At 42.2% G+C, this 17,723-nt stretch carries 14 protein-coding genes; 8 read left to right on the top strand and 6 right to left on the bottom strand.

All coding sequences use genetic code 11. The features are described from left to right. Window positions 1-20 precede the first annotated feature (20 nt). Complete coding sequence (locus P2G54_RS04975; RefSeq protein WP_275868838.1) at window positions 21-1,166, top strand: cystathionine gamma-synthase; 1,146 nt, start codon at window positions 21-23, stop codon at window positions 1,164-1,166. Here P2G54_RS04975 and P2G54_RS04970 read toward each other — a convergent pair whose 3' ends face one another. Genes P2G54_RS04970 through P2G54_RS04955 form a run of 4 tightly spaced genes read right to left on the bottom strand, consistent with a single transcriptional unit; the run spans window position 1,167 to window position 8,853 of the window. After that, the gene (locus P2G54_RS04970) at window positions 1,167-2,000 is read right to left on the bottom strand and encodes a hypothetical protein (RefSeq protein ID WP_275868836.1); all 834 of its coding nucleotides are present in this window, start codon (window positions 1,998-2,000) and stop codon (window positions 1,167-1,169) included. 3 nt (window positions 2,001-2,003) lie between these two features. Continuing rightward, the gene (locus P2G54_RS04965) at window positions 2,004-2,951 is read right to left on the bottom strand and encodes a DUF2027 domain-containing protein (RefSeq protein ID WP_275868834.1); all 948 of its coding nucleotides are present in this window, start codon (window positions 2,949-2,951) and stop codon (window positions 2,004-2,006) included. Further along, window positions 2,948-4,246 carry a deoxyribodipyrimidine photo-lyase gene (locus tag P2G54_RS04960; protein WP_275868833.1) on the bottom strand — a complete coding sequence of 433 codons (1,299 nt, stop codon included), beginning with the start codon at window positions 4,244-4,246 and terminating at the stop codon, window positions 2,948-2,950. The genes P2G54_RS04965 and P2G54_RS04960 overlap by 4 nt, the downstream gene beginning before the upstream one ends. 41 nt (window positions 4,247-4,287) lie before the next feature. Continuing rightward, window positions 4,288-8,853: a translocation/assembly module TamB domain-containing protein gene (locus P2G54_RS04955; protein WP_275868831.1), complete on the bottom strand. Its 4,566-nt coding sequence runs from the start codon at window positions 8,851-8,853 to the stop codon at window positions 4,288-4,290. 47 nt (window positions 8,854-8,900) lie between these two features. On the opposite strand from P2G54_RS04955, the gene tsaD reads away from it, so the two are divergent. The 5 genes from tsaD to P2G54_RS04930 are packed head-to-tail and all read left to right on the top strand — an operon-like array spanning window position 8,901 to window position 12,141. After that, entirely contained in the window at window positions 8,901-9,914 is a 1,014-nt protein-coding gene (gene tsaD / locus P2G54_RS04950; RefSeq protein WP_275868829.1) for a tRNA (adenosine(37)-N6)-threonylcarbamoyltransferase complex transferase subunit TsaD, read from the top strand. Window position 9,915: 1 nt separating this feature from the next. Next, window positions 9,916-10,383: an SsrA-binding protein gene (gene smpB, locus P2G54_RS04945; RefSeq protein WP_275868827.1), complete on the top strand. Its 468-nt coding sequence runs from the start codon at window positions 9,916-9,918 to the stop codon at window positions 10,381-10,383. Further along, window positions 10,346-11,143: a hypothetical protein gene (locus P2G54_RS04940; protein ID WP_275868825.1), complete on the top strand. Its 798-nt coding sequence runs from the start codon at window positions 10,346-10,348 to the stop codon at window positions 11,141-11,143. Before smpB ends, P2G54_RS04940 begins: the two co-directional genes overlap by 38 nt. A gap of 4 nt (window positions 11,144-11,147) precedes the next feature. After that, window positions 11,148-11,645 carry an HNH endonuclease gene (locus P2G54_RS04935; protein WP_275868824.1) on the top strand — a complete coding sequence of 166 codons (498 nt, stop codon included), beginning with the start codon at window positions 11,148-11,150 and terminating at the stop codon, window positions 11,643-11,645. A gap of 49 nt (window positions 11,646-11,694) precedes the next feature. Next, complete coding sequence (locus P2G54_RS04930; RefSeq protein WP_275868822.1) at window positions 11,695-12,141, top strand: hypothetical protein; 447 nt, start codon at window positions 11,695-11,697, stop codon at window positions 12,139-12,141. Here the strand turns inward: P2G54_RS04930 and P2G54_RS04925 are convergent. Then, on the bottom strand, window positions 12,138-12,740 hold the full coding sequence (locus P2G54_RS04925) for a ribonuclease HII (RefSeq protein WP_275868821.1): 603 nt from the start codon (window positions 12,738-12,740) through the stop codon (window positions 12,138-12,140). The two genes, P2G54_RS04930 and P2G54_RS04925, sit on opposite strands and share 4 nt — an antisense overlap. Then, window positions 12,712-15,384, bottom strand: a complete 2,673-nt coding sequence (locus tag P2G54_RS04920; RefSeq protein ID WP_275868819.1) for a glucosidase — start codon at window positions 15,382-15,384, stop codon at window positions 12,712-12,714. Before P2G54_RS04920 ends, P2G54_RS04925 begins: the two co-directional genes overlap by 29 nt. Window positions 15,385-15,589: 205 nt before the next feature. Here P2G54_RS04920 and P2G54_RS04915 point away from each other — a divergent pair, with 205 nt between their 5' ends. After that, window positions 15,590-15,958: a BlaI/MecI/CopY family transcriptional regulator gene (locus P2G54_RS04915; RefSeq protein WP_275868818.1), complete on the top strand. Its 369-nt coding sequence runs from the start codon at window positions 15,590-15,592 to the stop codon at window positions 15,956-15,958. Then, the gene (locus P2G54_RS04910; protein WP_275868816.1) at window positions 15,958-17,721 is read left to right on the top strand and encodes a M56 family metallopeptidase; all 1,764 of its coding nucleotides are present in this window, start codon (window positions 15,958-15,960) and stop codon (window positions 17,719-17,721) included. The genes P2G54_RS04915 and P2G54_RS04910 overlap by 1 nt, the downstream gene beginning before the upstream one ends. Window positions 17,722-17,723: the final 2 nt, after the last annotated feature.

The raw sequence follows: 17,723 nt of genomic DNA, 5'->3' as shown, positions 1-17,723 counted from the left end.
CAAAGCCAATATTACCTACCATGAAATTCGGTACCAAAGCAATTCATGCCGGAGTCGCTCCAGACCCATCTACGGGTGCGATTATGACACCGATCTACCAAACTTCCACGTATGTGCAGAGTTCCCCCGGAGAACATAAGGGGTATGAGTATTCCCGTACTCATAATCCTACCCGTACGGCTTTGCAGGAAAATCTCGCTGCTTTAGAAAATGGGAAACACGGAATTTGTTTTTCTTCCGGCTTGGGAGCGATTGATGCAGTGATCAAACTCTTCAATCCTGGCGATGAGATCATCAGTACCAACGATTTGTATGGAGGAACTTACCGCCTTTTTACCAAAGTATTCGAACGGTATGGAATCAAATTTCATTTTGTTCCCATGGGGGATGCTGAAGCGGTCGTTCCTTATATCAATTCCAATACAAAGATGATTTGGGTTGAGACCCCCACCAATCCAATGATGAACATTATTGATCTGAAGGCAATGGCAAAAGTTGCAAAGGATCACAAGCTGTTATTGGCAGTGGACAATACTTTTGCTTCCCCCTATATCCAGAATCCTTTGGATTTTGGAGCAGATATCGTGATGCATTCGGTAACAAAATACTTAGGAGGACACTCGGATGTAGTCATGGGAGCTTTGGTTGTCAATGATGATGAATTGGCTAAGCAATTAACGTTTATCCAAAATGCCTGTGGAGCTACTCCAGGACCTCAGGATTGTTTCTTGGTATTGAGAGGAATCAAAACCCTTCATTTGAGAATGGAGCGTCACTCTCAAAACGGTAAGACCATTGCGGCCTACTTAAAAAACCACCCCAAAGTTGAAAAGGTCTATTGGCCTGGCTTTGAAGATCATCCTAACCATGAGATAGCCAAGCAACAAATGAGAGATTTTGGTGGGATGATTTCCTTCACCTTGGTAGGCAACAAATTGGAGGATGCCAAGAAAGTCATGGAAAGTTTCCATCTATTTTCACTTGCGGAATCACTTGGAGGAGTGGAGTCCCTTTGTGGTCACCCTGCAACGATGACGCATGCAAGTATTCCAAAGGAAGAGCGGGAGAAGGTCGGCTTGGTGGATTCCCTGATTCGCTTGAGTGTAGGAGTGGAGGATGCAGAGGATCTGAAAAACGACCTGGCAAATGCCTTAGCCAAAATTTGATCAGACGAGAATTTTCTTAAACAGAGCAAGAGCCTGTTTTTCCACCTTGGAAGACAGGCTTTTCTTTTCCTCTTTTAAATCAATCACCCACTGCAGGTATTTGTTGGAAACTTCCTCTTTTTGGCCCAGAAAATAGGTGAGGGATTGAAGTTCAAGGTGGTTGGCATACCAAGGTTTCAAATTCTCTTTGAGTGTTTCAATTTCTGAATGTACACTTTCAACAAAGATTGGATTGAAACCTAGGTTGATCAGAAGGTTTTCCAACATGATGATTCTTCTCAGACCTTCAAATGTGTCTCTTTTTGCCTTGCTGTCCAGCCCGGATCTTTGGTCAAAATGAAAGAACTCCAGTTCTTCCTGGATCAGTTGATTGATGGCTGTATTGATCATCAGTGGTTTGATCCCTTTACTGAATTCTAGAGATTTGACATGAAAATCTTCCCAAGTCTTCAAGGGGCTCCCTACCACCAGATCAAAAGTCTCGTTGTATAGGTCTTTTTTCTGCCTATCCAGATAGACAGAAAAGGAATTGAAAGTCTCTCCGGATCGTCCCTCTCTTCTTTTTAAGCCGCGCTCTACCAGTTTGAGGTGGTTGATTTTCTTGAGATTTTTAGTGAGCTGTTTGAATGGGGATAAAAATTGAAATTCAAGCCCTTCCTTTTCAAAGTGAATTTTTGCAATTAGGGAAACATAAAGATCCAGAAAGCTCAACTTTCCCTGCAGTTCAATCGCTTTTTTGGATTTTATTTGTTTACCCAGATCCAAATAAAGCTGTTTTGCATCCTGATACTGCTGCTCAAAAACCTGAAATACTGGTGAGATTTTTACCGGCATGGTTTAATAAATTCTGACCAAGGTTGCCCCATAGCCCCATTGGTCTTTTTGCGTATCCTGAAAGTACTTAATATTTCCTAATTGGCTCAGGCGCTTATGAATTTCTTTTCTCAGAACACCGTTTCCATGTCCGTGGATAAAAGTGATTTCGTGCATTCCGGAAGCTATTGCTTGATCCAGATTTTTTTCAAAAGTTTCGAGCTGTATTCTCAGGATTTCAGAATTACTCATCTTGTCATGGTTCTGAACCAGCTTTTCAATGTGTAGATCTATGCTTTTGTCAGGTTGTCTGCCTTGAAGCGGTTCCGGTTTGGGGTTGAGTTGTTCAAGTTCCTGATTTAGGCTCCTGATGTCCAATTCCTTGGTTGTCGTTTCCAATGAAAACAGGTAGGCAGTTTTGTTTAGGATTGGAGCATTACTGAGATGTTTGAAAAACTGGGTTGGCTTCATTTTCAGTTGTCTTTCAAAGGCAGGCTTGGCCTTTTCCAGTCTATCCTGAATCGGAATGAATCGAAGTAAAAATGCGGGCCACTCATCCATTTCTTTCAATAGGCGGTCATCGAACTTTTTCCCCTCCCCAGATTGGATGTTTCCTGCAAATAGGGTTCGGTGATTTCCACCAAAAACCTCAGAGATATGGGCTAAATAGGCTTGCTTGCTGTCGTTGATGAGATAAAGGCTCAGGTTTTGATCATTGATGGGGACAAAGGCAAGATAGATGCCTTGGTCTTTTGGGGAACTGGAAACAGGAGCAGGGGTATACTCTTCTTTGGTTTCTTTGTCTCCGAAGTAGGCTTTTTCAGTTTCGTGGATTACCACTGCTTCCGACTTCATGGCAGGGATGATGAAGCCATCTTCAATTTCCACCTCTATCCTTCCGCTGGAAGAGATTTTTCGTACAATTCCCTCTTCTTTTCCGTGTATTAACCGAACCCGGTCTCCTATATTCATTGATCTAATGCTTTTTTATATGTGTCCAGCGCGCGCTGTCTGGCAAATTTATGATCTACAATGGGTTTTGGGTAGAGATTTGTTCCAAATTCTGGAACCCATTTTTTAACATACTTCAATTCTTTGTCAAATTTTTCCATTTGGGACTCCGGATTGAAAACCCGAAAGTAAGGCTGAGCGTCCGTACCGGTTCCTGCAGCCCATTGCCAGCCTCCGTTATTGGAAGCCAATTCAAAGTCCAGAAGTTTACTGGCAAAGTAAGCCTCTCCCCATCTCCAGTCTATCAGCAAATGTTTGGTAAGAAAAGAGGCAACTATCATCCGGACCCGATTGTGCATGTATCCAGTTGCATTTAGTTCACGAATTCCTGCATCGACAATGGGATAGCCGGTTTTGCCCTCACACCAGGCTTTAAACTCCTCCTGATTGTTCCTCCATTGGATTCGGTCGTAGGCGGGTTTGAAAGCTTTTTCCACTACTTGGGGGTTGTAGGCCAAAATAGTCATGTAAAATTCTCTCCAGATCAGTTCATTGAGAAAAACTGCATTGAGTTTGGAAGCAATGAGTGCCAGTTTCCGGATGGAAATCGTCCCAAATCGAAGATGAACTCCCAGTCTTGAAGTTCCAGCCTTTGCTGGGAAATCCCGGGTTTTGTCATAGTTGGCTATCAGTTGCTCATCGGTGTCCATCGGAGGTATTTGGATTCCGGTTTTCTCAAAACCTATTTCCTCCAATGATGGAAGGGGAAAGGCAGGGCATTGAAGCAGGTTTTTCCACTGAGGGCTACTCAATAACTCAATTTTGGTGTTTTTGAATTTGTCCAACCAAACCTTGCTATACGGGGTGTAAACTTTATAAAATTCCCCAGAGCCATTGAGAACTTCTCCCGGCTCGAAGATCACTTGGTCTTTGAATGTGTAGAAAGGAATGGACTTTTCTTTGAGTAGGTTTTCCACTGCTTTGTCCCTTTCTTTTGCGTAGGGCTCATAATCCCGGTTGGTATATACAGCCTGAATGTCAAAGTTCTCCATAAGCTCCCTGTATACATTCAGTGGATGTCCAATTTTGACCAAAAAGCTGCTTCCCTTTTCTTCTAGTTGTTTTTTTAGTTTGCAGACTTGTTCATGGATAAACTCCAAGCGGGCATCTTTCTTGTCCTCAAGCTTCTCCAGGATATTGGTGTCAAAGACGAATAAAGGGAGTACATTTTTTTCCTGTTGCAGGGCGTAAAAAAAACCAGTATTGTCCTCAAGTCTTAGATCTCTTCTGAACCAAAAAAGGGTGATTTGTTGCATGATTTTGTTTTTATGAACAAGTACACTCAGGCAGAAAATGTTTATTGATCTTCCTCTTTTCGGTATAAAAACTGATTCTGTGTATTTTTCAGGGAATCAAGTCTTTCTTCAATATTATCCAGATTGATTGGTGTCCAGTCTTCTTGACTATATCGGAGGAAATTGTCAGAATCCTCATGAAGCTGGTTTTCTCGGGATTTTTTGCGTGTAATCTTCTGGAAAAGTTCACCAATGGAATTGAAGGAGACGTTTTGGGAAACGGCAACTCCATAAGTGGCTACATTTTTGGAAAGTGAAAGTGAAGTGAAGGTGTTGAAGTTGTTTCGGTTGAAAATCCGGATTCGGTAAACCCCATCCTCGGTCAATAAATATTCTGCCTGCCAATCCCCAATAATAGAAGTGGCAACTGCCTGCCCTCTGTTGTCTGTAAATCCTCCGTCACGGGATACTCTCAACCGCCCATCCAGAAAGGTATAGGCTACGCTCAACTGAAAGGTCTCCAGTGCATTTTGATCCAATGAAGCCAAATCGATATTGATTTCCAGATTCTTGTCCACTTGTCCCAAGAAGTTGTTCAACTGGGAGGAAAGCAATTGACCCAGGGAGTTGGAGAAGGAATTGACCCCCGCAAACTGTCCTTCAGGAGAGAAGGACCGGGTCATGATCACAGAGAATACCTGCCTGTTCATTTCCTGTTCATCATTGGCAATCCGGTTTTGGAATGCTGAAATGGCAGTTTGGATTTCCCCACTGCTCGTAGGAAAATTGGAGAAATCAAAGCCAAACTTGAAATCAGGGGAAAGTAGTTTTCCATCCAATTCCATGATCACATCTACCGGAAAACGCCTTCTGGCTAGGCTACTGGATTGGTCCTGAGTCGAAGTACTGCTTCTTGCTAATAGAGGTTCAATGGAAACCGTTTCCGTGTATCGAGCCGTCAAATCCATGATGCCCTCATAAGGATTGCCATACCAGGTAATCCTTCCTCCTGGCTCAACTTCGAAATCTTTCTTCAGGACATTGTAAAGAGAGAAATTGTAAGTGGCTTCAGTCACTTCATAGGTTCCACTTAAGGAGAAATTGCCTTGGGTGTCAATATTCATCGTGAGAATTCCCTGTCCTCTTCCGGAAATTTTCTCCTCAGTTCTCGGGTCTATGATGATCTCAGTATAGGCATCGGGAGTTACGTCCAATACAAAGTTCATTCTGACATTTTTTATGTCCAGACGATTGATTTCCTCAGTCAATCCCTGAATACTGAGGGTATCACTGACATTGATAAAGTGAATGAAGTCTTCACTGGTCTGCTCATCACTACTGCTTAGAGGAATGTAAATCCGGGTATTGGGTTGACTTGTGGCACGTGCATTAATGTCCAGATTAGAGGTGGAACCGATGATATCCAAGGTGCCTGTTACAAAGGCATTGCCGTAAAACACCTCATTGTTGAGTATGGTAGTGTTGAGAACCTGAAAATTATTCATCCTGGAGTTGATGTTCAGGACAATATCTTCAATGCCCTGGTAGGTCAATCCACCGTTAAGGCTGGCGGTATTGCCATTGATGTCTTTTGCCACCAATTGATCAAAACTGACTTCACCGGGTTCAAACAGAAATCTTCCATCCAATTGGTAGTTGGTGTTGAGGAAATTCACCTTCAGTTTTCCCTGGCTGACAGCTCCATATCCGGTAAGTATAGGTTTCAATGCAGTCCCTGACAATTTGAGGTCACCAGTAACCGTACCGCCCATGTCACTTAGGTAATTTGCTAAAAACGGTTCGAAGATCACCATTTCCGCATCCCTAAGTTCTCCCTGAAGGTCATATTTAAAGTTTTCCAGATAGACATCACCCGATAGGAAGATGGAGCGTTTCCCTTCTGTGAAATTTTCAAGGGAAACCCGAACTGTAGAATCATTGAGGTGAGCTTCCGTAGAGAGATTTCCAATCGGGAAATCATTGATTTTCAGATCATCGATTTTCAGGACAGCATCTAGGGTTCTTTGGCTACTGTCCGAATTGCTAAGGGAGAGTTCACCGTTGGCTCTACCCAGGAATTCAAGTGGAGTCAGGGTATTTAGCAAATCCATATTCACATTGTCCACCAACAAAGTGAGCAAATCTCCGGGACGGTTGGAATAGCGCCCTTCAAGGTCAATTTCCTGGTCTTCGGAGTTGAGCCTTACATTTTCAAAGGTTATTTCACCCGGCCTAATCGTAATTTGGTTTTCCGGGTCAAATTCCCAAGTTCTATTCAATACTTTCAGATCAGAATCCTTGAATATAAGTTTTGTGTTTTCGTTGGAAAACTGTGCATAGGCAAGTATCCGTGCTTCACTTTGGGTGCTGTCCTGATCTATGGCTAATTCCAGGTCAAGCACATTTTCATTCCAAATTGCCTCAAATCCAAAATCGTTGAACTCAAGGTCTTGACCCAGGTTTTGGGCTTTGGAAAACACATAAAAGGAGGCAAGGATATCATCGCTGTTGATGATTTTGGAAGTGTTGAAGTCAATATTGACTTCTCTTGCAGAATTGGTCTTATAGGTAAGAGTATCTATACTGGTAAAAAAGTTGAAAACGGTGTTTTCTGAAGTTTGGTAAAAAGCACCCTCCAAAATGGTGTTTTTTGAGATTTTAAAGTCTGGCTGAAATAATTGGAGTAAGGGATTGATGTCAATCATCCGCACATTTAAATCCAGATTGTAGGCTTGGGAAAATGTATTGCTCAGATCTGCGATGGGCTGCTCTTCATTGATTAGAATCGCTAAATATTGGCTGAATAGTACTTTCAGGTCCTGATACATTTGCTCCAGTTCAAAATGCCCTGAGGCCCCTGCTACCAAATAGTCGGAGTTTAGAGACATGGACCGGGTACCTCCTGCAAAAAGGGATTGGAAGAAGAAATCTCCCAGATCCAGAAAGCGGTCTTCGTAGCCGATTTTGATATTTTTGAAGCGTGCGATACCTGTCAGATCATCTATTTTAATCCCTTGGGTGTCCATTTCCAGATTCCCGCTTAAGAAGGCCTGCTTTTTACTGAGGTTGATCAAACCTAGATTGGCGGTATCCAATTGAACTTTGATATTGATGGATTCCACTGTGTCGCGAAGGTTGATGGCTCCATTGGCAATCATTTTCAAATTGGGATCCTGAATGGAAATATTTCCTTTGAACAGATCCAATCCATATTCCGCATCCGTGTTGATGTTTTTGTAAGTATAGTTGTTGATGCCAATTTCTGATATGGCTGCATCCAAGCCAATCAGAATATCTTCCTTGTTGGAGCCTTGAATATTGACATTTCCATCCAGACTGACCTTTTGTAATAGTTCCGGGCTGTCCGTGATGATACCTAAGTCAAGATCAGAAATGCTGACTTTGGAAACGATGGTGTTGACCCCGTCCTTTCTGTCAAGATATACTCGGCCTGTCAGATTTCCGATGGATGTTTTAAACTCTCCATTCGTGGTGAATCGGCTCAAAAGTCCTGCAAAGTCTGCGTTCAATCGGATGGTGTTGAATTTTTTCAGTTCCTTCTGGATCTCAGGGCTGAGAAAGGGATCGAGATCCTTGGCCAATACGGTTGAGTTTTTAAGGGATAAATTCAAATAAGTTTCCTCAATATTGGGAAGCCCATCTATCAGGAAGGAACCGAATATTTCAGTTTTTTGGCCCAGGCGAAGAAGAAATTCGTCTGATTTCATGTCCGCAATCGGGCCTGTGACTTCTCCAGTCAACACTAAGTCATGATCAATATCCGGAAGGCTAGGAGCAAAAAAATGCAAATCTTTTAGGCCTAGGACCGTTTCGTCCATTCTGGCAATGATGGCTACTTTATTGACAAAGTCTGAAAGAGATGCGGTACTCGCGTATTCAAACCGTAGATAATTTTTGATGTAACTGTTGTTGGTAATGATGGAAAGCTTGTCGAATTCCATCATTTCCGGGGAAAAAGTATAGTTGGTCTTGAACTCTTTGATTTCCAATCCAGAGGCATATTCCATGCCGGTAAGCAATCCCACCTTGATGCCGACTTCTCCATTTTCCAGATAAAAGTCTTCAGCGCTTAGAACCACATCAGAAAAGCGCATTTTATTGTAATCCAGTCCTTCTTGGATGGGTTCTGAATTGTAATTCACCAGGGAAAATCCGGATTTTCTGATTTCAATGGTTCCGATTTCAAATTTTGACCCGCCTTGTGAGGATCCGGATCCAAATATGTCAGTTAGTTCCCCAATCCATCGGTTGAGATTCATTATAGAATCCCCTTCATGGGTAAATAGGTTGACTTGGGCCTGTTCCAATCTTACCGCGTCCAGAGAAGGGTTGCCTGAAGCCAATACGGAGCTTAGCTCAAAATCCACAGAGGCTTTTTCAATTTGGAACAGAATTGAGTCCCGATGATCGCGGACTTCAAAGCCGGAAATTTCCAAAGCATCCCACCAAGAAATATGAATTTGATCAATATCGGTTTTGAACTTTCCTTTTGAATTGAGATAGGAGGTAATTTTGTCAATCGACCAATTCTGGAAGGAGTCGGTCTGGATCAACAGTGCAATCAGTGTAAAAAGTATAACTATGGAGAATACGATCCATAAAAGCACTCGAAAAGCTTTGTGCAAAAAATCCGTAACTTTCGCGTTCTTTTCCAATGGATACCAACGATATTTCTATTCTAGCAATTGAGTCCTCGTGTGACGAAACTTCTGCCTCTGTAATCTTAAATGGCAAAGTACTTAATAATATTGTGGCCACACAATCAGTTCACGAAAAATATGGAGGCGTAGTTCCGGAGCTTGCATCAAGGGCTCATCAGGAAAACCTGATTCCTGTAGTTCAGGAAGCCATTCATTCCTCTGGCCTTAGCCAAGACCAACTCTCCGCGGTAGCATTTACCCGTGGTCCTGGTCTGATGGGAGCTCTGTTGGTAGGGGTGAGTTTTGCCAAGGCTTTTGCTTTTTCCAGACAGATTCCCCTGATCGAAGTGAACCATATGCAGGCTCATGTTTTGGCTCATTTTATCGAAGATCCCAAACCGAATTTCCCCTTTATCTGCCTCACTGTCAGTGGAGGACATACACAATTGGTCCTAGTCAAAGATCACTTGGATATGGAGGTCATTGGAGAAACCCGGGATGATGCGGTTGGGGAGGCCTTTGATAAGACAGCAAAATTGCTTGGATTGCCTTATCCCGGTGGGCCGCTGATCGATAAATATGCAAAGGAAGGAAATCCAAAGGCTTTCGAATTTCCGATTACCCGTATGCCAAATCTGGATTATTCCTTTAGCGGAATTAAAACAGCCGTCCTTTATTTTCTTAGAAACCAACTTCAGGAAAATCCCAAATTCATCGAGGAAAACCTGGCTGATTTATGCGCCAGTATCCAGTACAGTTTGATCCAAATGTTGTTGATTAAACTGAAAGAGGCTGTGAAACAATATGGGGTCCGGGAAATAGCGATTGCCGGAGGCGTTTCCGCCAACTCTGGTCTGAGAAGTACCCTTACCGAATTGGCTGCCCGAAAAGGCTGGAACCTGTATATACCCAAATTCGAATATTGTACTGATAATGCAGCTATGATTGCTATGGCAGCGCATTACAAATTCTTAAAGGGGGATTTTTCCTCACTGGATGTGACTCCTCTTGCTAAAATGAAAATCTAATATGGCCAAGGCTAACAAGTTTGATAAAGTCATCAATATCAAGAATAAGAAAGCAAGCTTTCAGTTTGAATTTATAGATACTTATGTCGCTGGGATGGTTCTGAAAGGAACAGAAATCAAATCCATACGCGAGGGAAAAGTATCACTGAATGAGGCTTTTTGTATTTTTTTGGATGGGGAACTCTATGTGAGACAAATGCATATTGCCCCTTATTCCATGGCCGCAAGCTACAACCATGAGCCTGTGCGGGACAGAAAATTGCTTTTGAGTAAAAAAGAACTCGAAAAACTGCAAACTAAGTCCCAGGAAAAAGGTCTTACTATTATTCCGGTTCGTATATTTATCAATGACCGGGGCAAAGCCAAAATGGAAATTGCCTTGGGCAGGGGTAAGAAGCTCCATGATAAAAGACAGGATCTGAAGGAAAAAGATGCCAAAAGAGAACTCCAGCGAATGGCCCTTAAATGACGTGTTCGGTATTTGTCGGCAAACGATTTTGCCGCTATACCGCAAACCTACCTTTGATTCGGCTTTGGTTACCCAATTGCTTTTTGGGGAATGCTATCAGGTATTGGCAGTAACCTCGGACCGAAAATGGTACCGGGTTTTTCATGAGGATACCAGAATCGGTGGATGGATTTCTGCAAAATCACTGAAGGAAATCTCTCCTTCGGATTATCAGAATTACCTGAATCAGGATTTTCAGGTGGTGACTAGTCCCATTGCCGCTATTGAATACCTCGGGACTAATTTGTATCTCTTGCCTGGAAGTCGTCTTCATTTTTCGGACTTGGAACTATTCAACTGGCAGGATCATATTGGGTTTACAGGTACCACCAGAAGTCATGCACTAAAAGCAGACAGGGATCAATTGATTGAGATCGCACTCAAATATGTCAATGCACCTTGGCAAGCAGGAGGGAGGAGTATTTTTGGTTTGGATGACTTACAGGGCTTTGCCCTTATTTATTCCATTGCAGGATATAACTGGAATGCCTCCCATCTTCCCGGAAGACTGATCCCTTTTAATCATGCCATGCCGGGAGATTTGTTTACCTGTCATCATGGAGAAAGCGGAGAGGATAGCTTTGCAATTTATCTGGGCCTGGAGGATGTACTCTGGATGGATAATAAGATGAAAGTTTCTGACCTGGATGAGTGGCAGGCTTTTTTAAAAAACAACAGGCATGGAGAAGTTGTTTTGGAAACAAGATCCGTAGTAACTTAAGGGAATGGAAAAGAGAGTTTTGGTATTGAATCTGGATCATTCACCGGTAGCAGTGGTATCGGCTCAAAAAGCAATTGTCTTGACTCTTCTAGACAAAGCCAATGTGCTGTCTACTTATGATTTGCTTGAAATCCGTACAGTAAGCAGGAGCTTTGAATATCCTGCGGTAATCCGGCTCAACCACTACAAAAACATCCCTTATAGAGGCGTTTTACTCAATAGAGTCAACTTATTTCGTAGGGATAAAGGAGAATGTCAATATTGTGGGAGCAAGAGGCATCTCACCATAGACCATGTAATTCCAAAATCCAAAGGAGGAAAGACCAATTGGACCAATCTGATCACGGCCTGCAACAGATGTAACGTCAATAAAGGAGACAAAACTCCTGAGCAAACTGGAATGAACCTCAGAACATTCCCTTTTAAACCAACCTTATCGTTCTTTTTGGCCGATTATGCCGAGCGTCAGGCTGAAGAATGGCTTCCCTTTTTGTCCAGTTAAGTGCTTTACTACTAAGGGGATTTTGCATAATTATTTTCAATTTTGATTCATGAAAAAAATCCTATTGCTCACCGCCTTTTTGTGTTCATCCGTATTGCTAGTTTCAGCCCAAGATTCACTTCTAATCAAAGAATGGCAATTGACTCATTTTGATGGGATAGATAAAATGCGGGCGTCGCAGGCTTACAGGACGGCCGTTCCCTCCATGAGGGAAGATATTGAAATGAAAATCAAGGCTAGGCTAGAGAATACTGTTTACAATTTCATTTCAATGGATAGTTTGTATTTCACGGATAATGTGGATTATCAAGTGGTTCAAAAGAGAGTGAGGATTGAAATTTCTGAGGATCAGGTACTCAGTATCTTCGATGGTCCGCAGGTGAAAAAGGCAAAAATCATAGAACTCAGTCCTGAACGCTTGGTGCTGGAGCCCATTTTGGAGGGAGGACAGGTTGGCAGGATGATATTTGAACCTTATTTCAAAAAGGAAGATTAGAATCCCAACTCCAATTGCTTGGGAAGAAGCTGAAAGCTTTTGCGGTGCCAAAGGGTGGAACCTTGGGACAAAATCCCTTCCCGGTGGGCTTTAGTAGGATAGCCAGCATTTTTTTCCCATCCATAATAAGGGAATTCTTCGGCAAGCTTGGCCATTAGTTTATCTCGATAAACCTTTGCCAAAATGGAGGCAGCAGCAATACTGGCAAATTTCCCATCCCCTTTGATTATACAAGAATAGGGGAGGGTTAGGTCTGATTTCCAACGGTTCCCGTCAATCAATAAATACTCTGGCTCAACTTTCAAAAGCTGAATTGCCCGCTTCATGGCCAAAAAGGAAGCATTGAGGATATTGATTTGGTCGATTTCTGCCACACTGGCCTCCGCAATTGCCCAAGAGATAGACTTATCCTTGATTTCTTGAATGAGGTCCTCCCGTTGTGTTTTTCCCAGTTTTTTGGAATCGTTGATCCATGGGTTGGAGTAGTCTTGGGGTAGGATCACAGCAGCTGCCACTACAGGTCCAGCCAGGCACCCTCGTCCTACTTCATCACATCCAGCTTCTAAGCGGTTAGCTTCTAAATAGGGTAAGAGAGGCATTTTCTTGATTTTCTTTTTCTTTGTAGAAATTATGAATCATTTCAGCTACTAAGCCTGTCCAACCGGTTTGGTGGGAGGCCCCCAACCCTTTTCCGCTATCTCCATGGAAATACTCGTAAAACAAGATGTAGTCTTTGAAGTGAGGATCTTCCTGAAATTTTTTATCCTTTCCATAAACAGGTCTTTCCCCTTTTTCATTTTTTAGGAAAATCTTGATGCAGCGATAGGAAAGGGCTTTGGCAATGATGTCCATTGTCAGGAAATTTCCGGAGCCTGTCGGGTATTCGATGGAGAAGTCACCCCCATAGTAGTAATCAAACTTTTTGAGTGACTCGATGATGAGGAAATTGATCGGGAACCAGATAGGCCCTCTCCAGTTGGAATTACCGCCGAACATCTGTGTATCTGCTTCACCGGGAGTGTATTTGATCGAAAGTACATCACCGGCGATCTGCATGGTATAGGGGTTTTTTTCGTGGAATTTGGACAAGGAGCGGATTCCGTATTCACTTAGGAATTCATCTGAGTCCAGCATTTTCTGCAGAACACTTTTCATCCTATGACCTCTAAGCAAGGAGAATAAACGCCTTTTGTCATATCCGGGCTGAATCCAACTCGATACCAAGGCTGCCAGTTTGGGCTTTTCCCGAAGGAAAAAATCCAGTCTCTCCTTGAAATCAGGAAGCTCATTGAAAAGGTCCTCCCGGATTGGTTCAACGGCAAACAACGGGATGAGTCCAACAATGGACCTTACCTTCATTTTTTTGGATTCTTTCCCCTTCACATGGAAGACATCATAAAAGAAATTATCCTCATCATCCCAAAGAGAAATATGTTCTGAGGAAATATTATTCATTGCACCTGCGATGAACAGGAAATGTTCCAGGAATTTGGTCGCGGTAAACTGATAGACCTTGTTAAATTCACAGAGATCCAATGAAATCCGAAGCATATTCAGGGAAAACATAGCCATCCAGGAGGTGGCATCTGCTTGCTCCAGTTTTCCCTGATAATATTGTGCATGACTTCGGTCAAACAGGGAAATATTATCCAAACCTAAGAAGCCACCCTCGAATATGTTGTTCCCTTCCGAGTCTTTTTGGTTGACCCACCAAGTAAAATTGAGCATAAGCTTGTGAAGGGCCCGCTCCAGAAATTCCTGATCTCCCTTTCCTCCATTGGCTTTTTTGTCAATCTGATAAACTCGCTGAACTGCATAGGCATGCACCGGAGGATTTACATCAGAAAAATTCCACTCATAAGCGGGAATCTGGCCGTTTGGATGCATATACCATTCATTGAGCAGAAGGAGTAGCTGTTCTTTGGCAAATTCCGGATCGATTCGGGCGATAGGGATGCAATGGAAAGCCAAATCCCATGCTGCGTACCAAGGGTATTCCCATTTGTCGGGCATGGAGATGATGTCGTAATTCTGAAGGTGTTTCCAGTGCCGGTTTCTGCCTTTTTTCCGTTCTATTGGGGGTTGGTATCTGCCTGGATCCCCTTCTAACCAGCGCTCTACATCGTAATAATAAAATTGCTTGGACCACATCATGCCTGCATAGGCTTGACGCTGGATTTGCTTCATTTCAGAATCTTTGATAGACCGCTGTAAATCCTCGTAAAATTCATCTGCTTCTTTTTTACGGTTGTTGAAGCACTTGTCGCAGTTTCTAAGGGGTTCTTCCTCTGCTTGATGTTGCATTCTCATTTTCACCTGCCTGCTTTCACCGGCAGGAATAGTGATTTGATAGATTGCTGCAGCTTTGGTACCGAAAAAGGATGGGTTCAAGCCGGAATCATCTCCGTTTACCACAAAGTCATTGATACTGTCTTTGGGGTAATTTTTATCGTTTGGGATTTGGTACAGCTTTTCCCGGTTGGTTTCATTATTGCAAAAGCGGATATCGGGTTCCCCGTCAAAGGTAAACATGTAGTTTCCTGACTTGGGGTTGAATGCCTTGACTTTGTTGGATTTGACCAGGCTGATTTTTGGCATGAACGGTTCATGACCTGTAAACCAAGTTTTCCTAAACCAAAGTGTGGGCATAACCCAGATTTTGGCCTCTTTAGGTCCCCGGTTGTGGATGGTTGCTATGGCAATGATGTCCTCTACATCATGTTTGGCATATTCAATAAAGATGTCAAAGTAACGGTCTTCATCAAATATCCCGGTATCTACCAATTCATATTCAGGCTCGCTTCTTCCTCTCCGTTTGTTTTCCTTGACAAGTTCCTCATAGGGAAATTTGCTCTGAGGATACTTGTAAAGCATCTTCATATAGGAATGAGTGGGAGTGGAGTCCAAGTAATAGTAAACTTCCTTTACATCTTCCCCGTGATTGCCTTCGTTGCCCGTAAGGCCAAAAAGGCGCTCTTTGATGATGGGATCCTGTCCGTTCCAAAAAGCCCAAGCAATGCAGAGTTTTTGCTTATGGTCTGAAATTCCGGCAATCCCTTCTTCTCCCCATCGATAGGCTTTGCTTTTGGCCTCGTCATGTGTGACATTTTCCCAGGCAGCGCCATCCGGGCTATAATCCTCCCGTACTGTTCCCCATTGTCTTTCTGTGAGATAAGGTCCCCATTTTTTCCAATGCTTTTTCCTCTCCTTATTCTCCTTTAATCGTATATGTTCGGCTAACATCTAGGTTCTTTTTTGAGCAGTTTTGAAAATATTAATTTTCTTCCACTTAAGCCCAAAATTAGGATTTCTCTTCGTCTTATCGGTTAAATTCTTAAAATCCCTGGAAACTAGTTGATTGAAAAATTTTTCAACTATTGTGATTCTACATTTGTAGAACATTGATATTCTTCTACATTTGTAGAATTAGTGTCTTAAATTCTTGAAAATGAAACTTTCGAAAACGGAGGAAGAGCTGATGAATCATTTGTGGGTGCTGAAAAAAGCATTCATGAAGGAACTTTTGGAAGTCTATCCTGAACCCAAACCGGCAGCCACCACGATTTCCACCCTATTGAAAAGAATGCAGGAAAAACAATTTGTGGGATACAAAACTATTGGGAATATGCGTCAATACTTCCCAATGGTGAGCAAGGAAAATTACTTCTCTACGCATATCAATGGCTTGATCAAGAACTTTTTCAATGATTCCCCCGGGCAGTTTGCCTCCTTTTTTACAAAAAAAGCGGATTTGTCGAAGGAAGAACTGGAGGAACTTAAGTCTTTGATTGAAGATCAACTAAACCAAAAAAAGTGATGGAATATTTGTTGACATCTATAGTTTGTCTTCTGATTTTGCTGGCTATCCATAGGCTGATTTTGCAACAGGAAGTTTTCCACATGTTCAACCGCTTTTATTTGTTGTTTTCTGTGGTAGCCTCATTCCTGATCCCACTGAATACTTTTGAGACAGAGGTTCTGGTTGAGCCTATGTCAATTGAGGAGGGGAATTTGCCGAATGATTTCGAATACGGGACCCAAAACTTTGATCCGGTTCTTCATGTGGATCAAAGGCTTACAACTGAGGCTGATTTTTCATGGAAATTGGGATTGGGGTTAGGTTATGGCTTGATTTCCTTAATCTTCTTGTTCCGGTTTTTCAATAATATTCGAATTCTAAGAAATAAGATCAGTCGGAATATTCGGGTGACATATAGGGGACAGGTATTGGTGCTTTTAGAAGAAGATACCCTTCCTTATACTTTCCTTCAATTCATTTTTGTCAATCGAGAGAAGTTTGAAAATGAAGGAATCAGCGATGCGGTATTCGAACATGAACTTGCCCATGTTAAGGGAAAGCATAGCTGGGATATATTATTGATTGAGCTACTTATTATTCCGTTTTGGTTCCACCCCGGTTTGTACTGGGCAAAGCAAAGCATTCAGATGAACCATGAGTTTATTGCCGATCGGATAGCGCTCAGAAAGTCTTCACTACTTCAATATCAGCAAGAATTGCTTCAGTTGGCCCTTTTTCAAACTGGAAATTCTTTGGTGAGCAATTTGAATTTTTCTTTAACCAAAAAAAGACTGGAAATGATGAAAAAGAAAACTAAACCGACTATTCGGGCGATCAAATTCCTGGCTCTTCTGCCATTGCTGGGACTGGTGATTTATGGTTTCAGCGAAAAAAGAGTCATTGAAAAGGTGAATGGACAAGAAAACCAATTGGGTGAAAAAGTCCTTGAAGGTCCCGTTTTTCATCTTTTGTCTGGTGGAAAATTTGAATTCGAAGGAAAGGTTTATGAAAAAACTGAGTTGAAAAAAGTATTGGAAGAGACTTCACCTATTGAATTGCTTTCTATTTCGGCAGAACCAAAAATATCGATGGGAGAGGTGGCAGATTTTCAAAGTGAATTCCGAGAAATGGGGATACGAAAAATATTGTATGTCAATGATCCCAAAATCTGGCCTCAAAGAAATGAAAGGATCAATAATTTGACTGATTATTTAAACGATCTGCAGGAATATAAAGAAAGGTTGGCCACAGGCGTTCATTTCATCCATAAACCGAAAAATGAGCAGCTGGAGATTATGGAGTTGTTCTTGGATATCGGAGGGAGATATTTCAGACTTCAGGAAATGGATAAAAAGAAAGCTGAAAGGCCAAAGCATCCCTACGCACCTTATGTAAAGTTGGAGAATGAGGGCGAGGTTTATTATAAGCTGAGAGAAAATCTCACTGAAGAAGAGAAAGCGTCACTTCCTGCACCACCTCCTCCAGCTCCTAAATCATCGAACATTTCCATGTTGAATGTGTATAAGGATCTTTATTTCACCTATGAATTAAACAGGAATGAAAAAGACCATTTTATCTACAAGTCAAAGCAAGAGGCATTATTGAATCAATTTCTAAAAGTTGAATCTGCTTTTTTTGCATTGGATTATAGTGATAAAAAGCTTGTTAGCAGGCCTACTAACCCCCAGTATCCCTATGTAAAACTTTTAAAAGAGGGAAAAGAAATTTTTAAACTTCCCTCAGAATTAACCCAAGAAGAAAAAGAAAAGGTAGGGTGCTGAAA

The sequence above is a fragment of the Algoriphagus sp. CAU 1675 genome (assembly GCF_029222925.1).
Lineage (GTDB): Bacteria > Bacteroidota > Bacteroidia > Cytophagales > Cyclobacteriaceae > Algoriphagus.
Note: the sequence above shows the minus strand (reverse complement) of the source record. Positions and strands in the feature narration are given on the sequence as shown.

What these genes read in the sequence shown, in the direction of transcription:
- P2G54_RS04975 (WP_275868838.1), top strand. Translation starts at nt 21, where the DNA reads ATGAAATTCGGTACCAAAGCAATTCATGCCGGAGTCGCTCCAGACCCA.
- P2G54_RS04970 (WP_275868836.1), bottom strand. Translation starts at nt 2,000, where the DNA reads ATGCCGGTAAAAATCTCACCAGTATTTCAGGTTTTTGAGCAGCAGTAT.
- P2G54_RS04965 (WP_275868834.1), bottom strand. Translation starts at nt 2,951, where the DNA reads ATGAATATAGGAGACCGGGTTCGGTTAATACACGGAAAAGAAGAGGGA.
- P2G54_RS04960 (WP_275868833.1), bottom strand. Translation starts at nt 4,246, where the DNA reads ATGCAACAAATCACCCTTTTTTGGTTCAGAAGAGATCTAAGACTTGAG.
- tsaD (WP_275868829.1), top strand. Translation starts at nt 8,901, where the DNA reads ATGGATACCAACGATATTTCTATTCTAGCAATTGAGTCCTCGTGTGAC.
- smpB (WP_275868827.1), top strand. Translation starts at nt 9,916, where the DNA reads ATGGCCAAGGCTAACAAGTTTGATAAAGTCATCAATATCAAGAATAAG.
- P2G54_RS04940 (WP_275868825.1), top strand. Translation starts at nt 10,346, where the DNA reads ATGCCAAAAGAGAACTCCAGCGAATGGCCCTTAAATGACGTGTTCGGT.
- P2G54_RS04935 (WP_275868824.1), top strand. Translation starts at nt 11,148, where the DNA reads ATGGAAAAGAGAGTTTTGGTATTGAATCTGGATCATTCACCGGTAGCA.
- P2G54_RS04930 (WP_275868822.1), top strand. Translation starts at nt 11,695, where the DNA reads ATGAAAAAAATCCTATTGCTCACCGCCTTTTTGTGTTCATCCGTATTG.
- P2G54_RS04925 (WP_275868821.1), bottom strand. Translation starts at nt 12,740, where the DNA reads ATGCCTCTCTTACCCTATTTAGAAGCTAACCGCTTAGAAGCTGGATGT.
- P2G54_RS04920 (WP_275868819.1), bottom strand. Translation starts at nt 15,384, where the DNA reads ATGTTAGCCGAACATATACGATTAAAGGAGAATAAGGAGAGGAAAAAG.
- P2G54_RS04915 (WP_275868818.1), top strand. Translation starts at nt 15,590, where the DNA reads ATGAAACTTTCGAAAACGGAGGAAGAGCTGATGAATCATTTGTGGGTG.
- P2G54_RS04910 (WP_275868816.1), top strand. Translation starts at nt 15,958, where the DNA reads ATGGAATATTTGTTGACATCTATAGTTTGTCTTCTGATTTTGCTGGCT.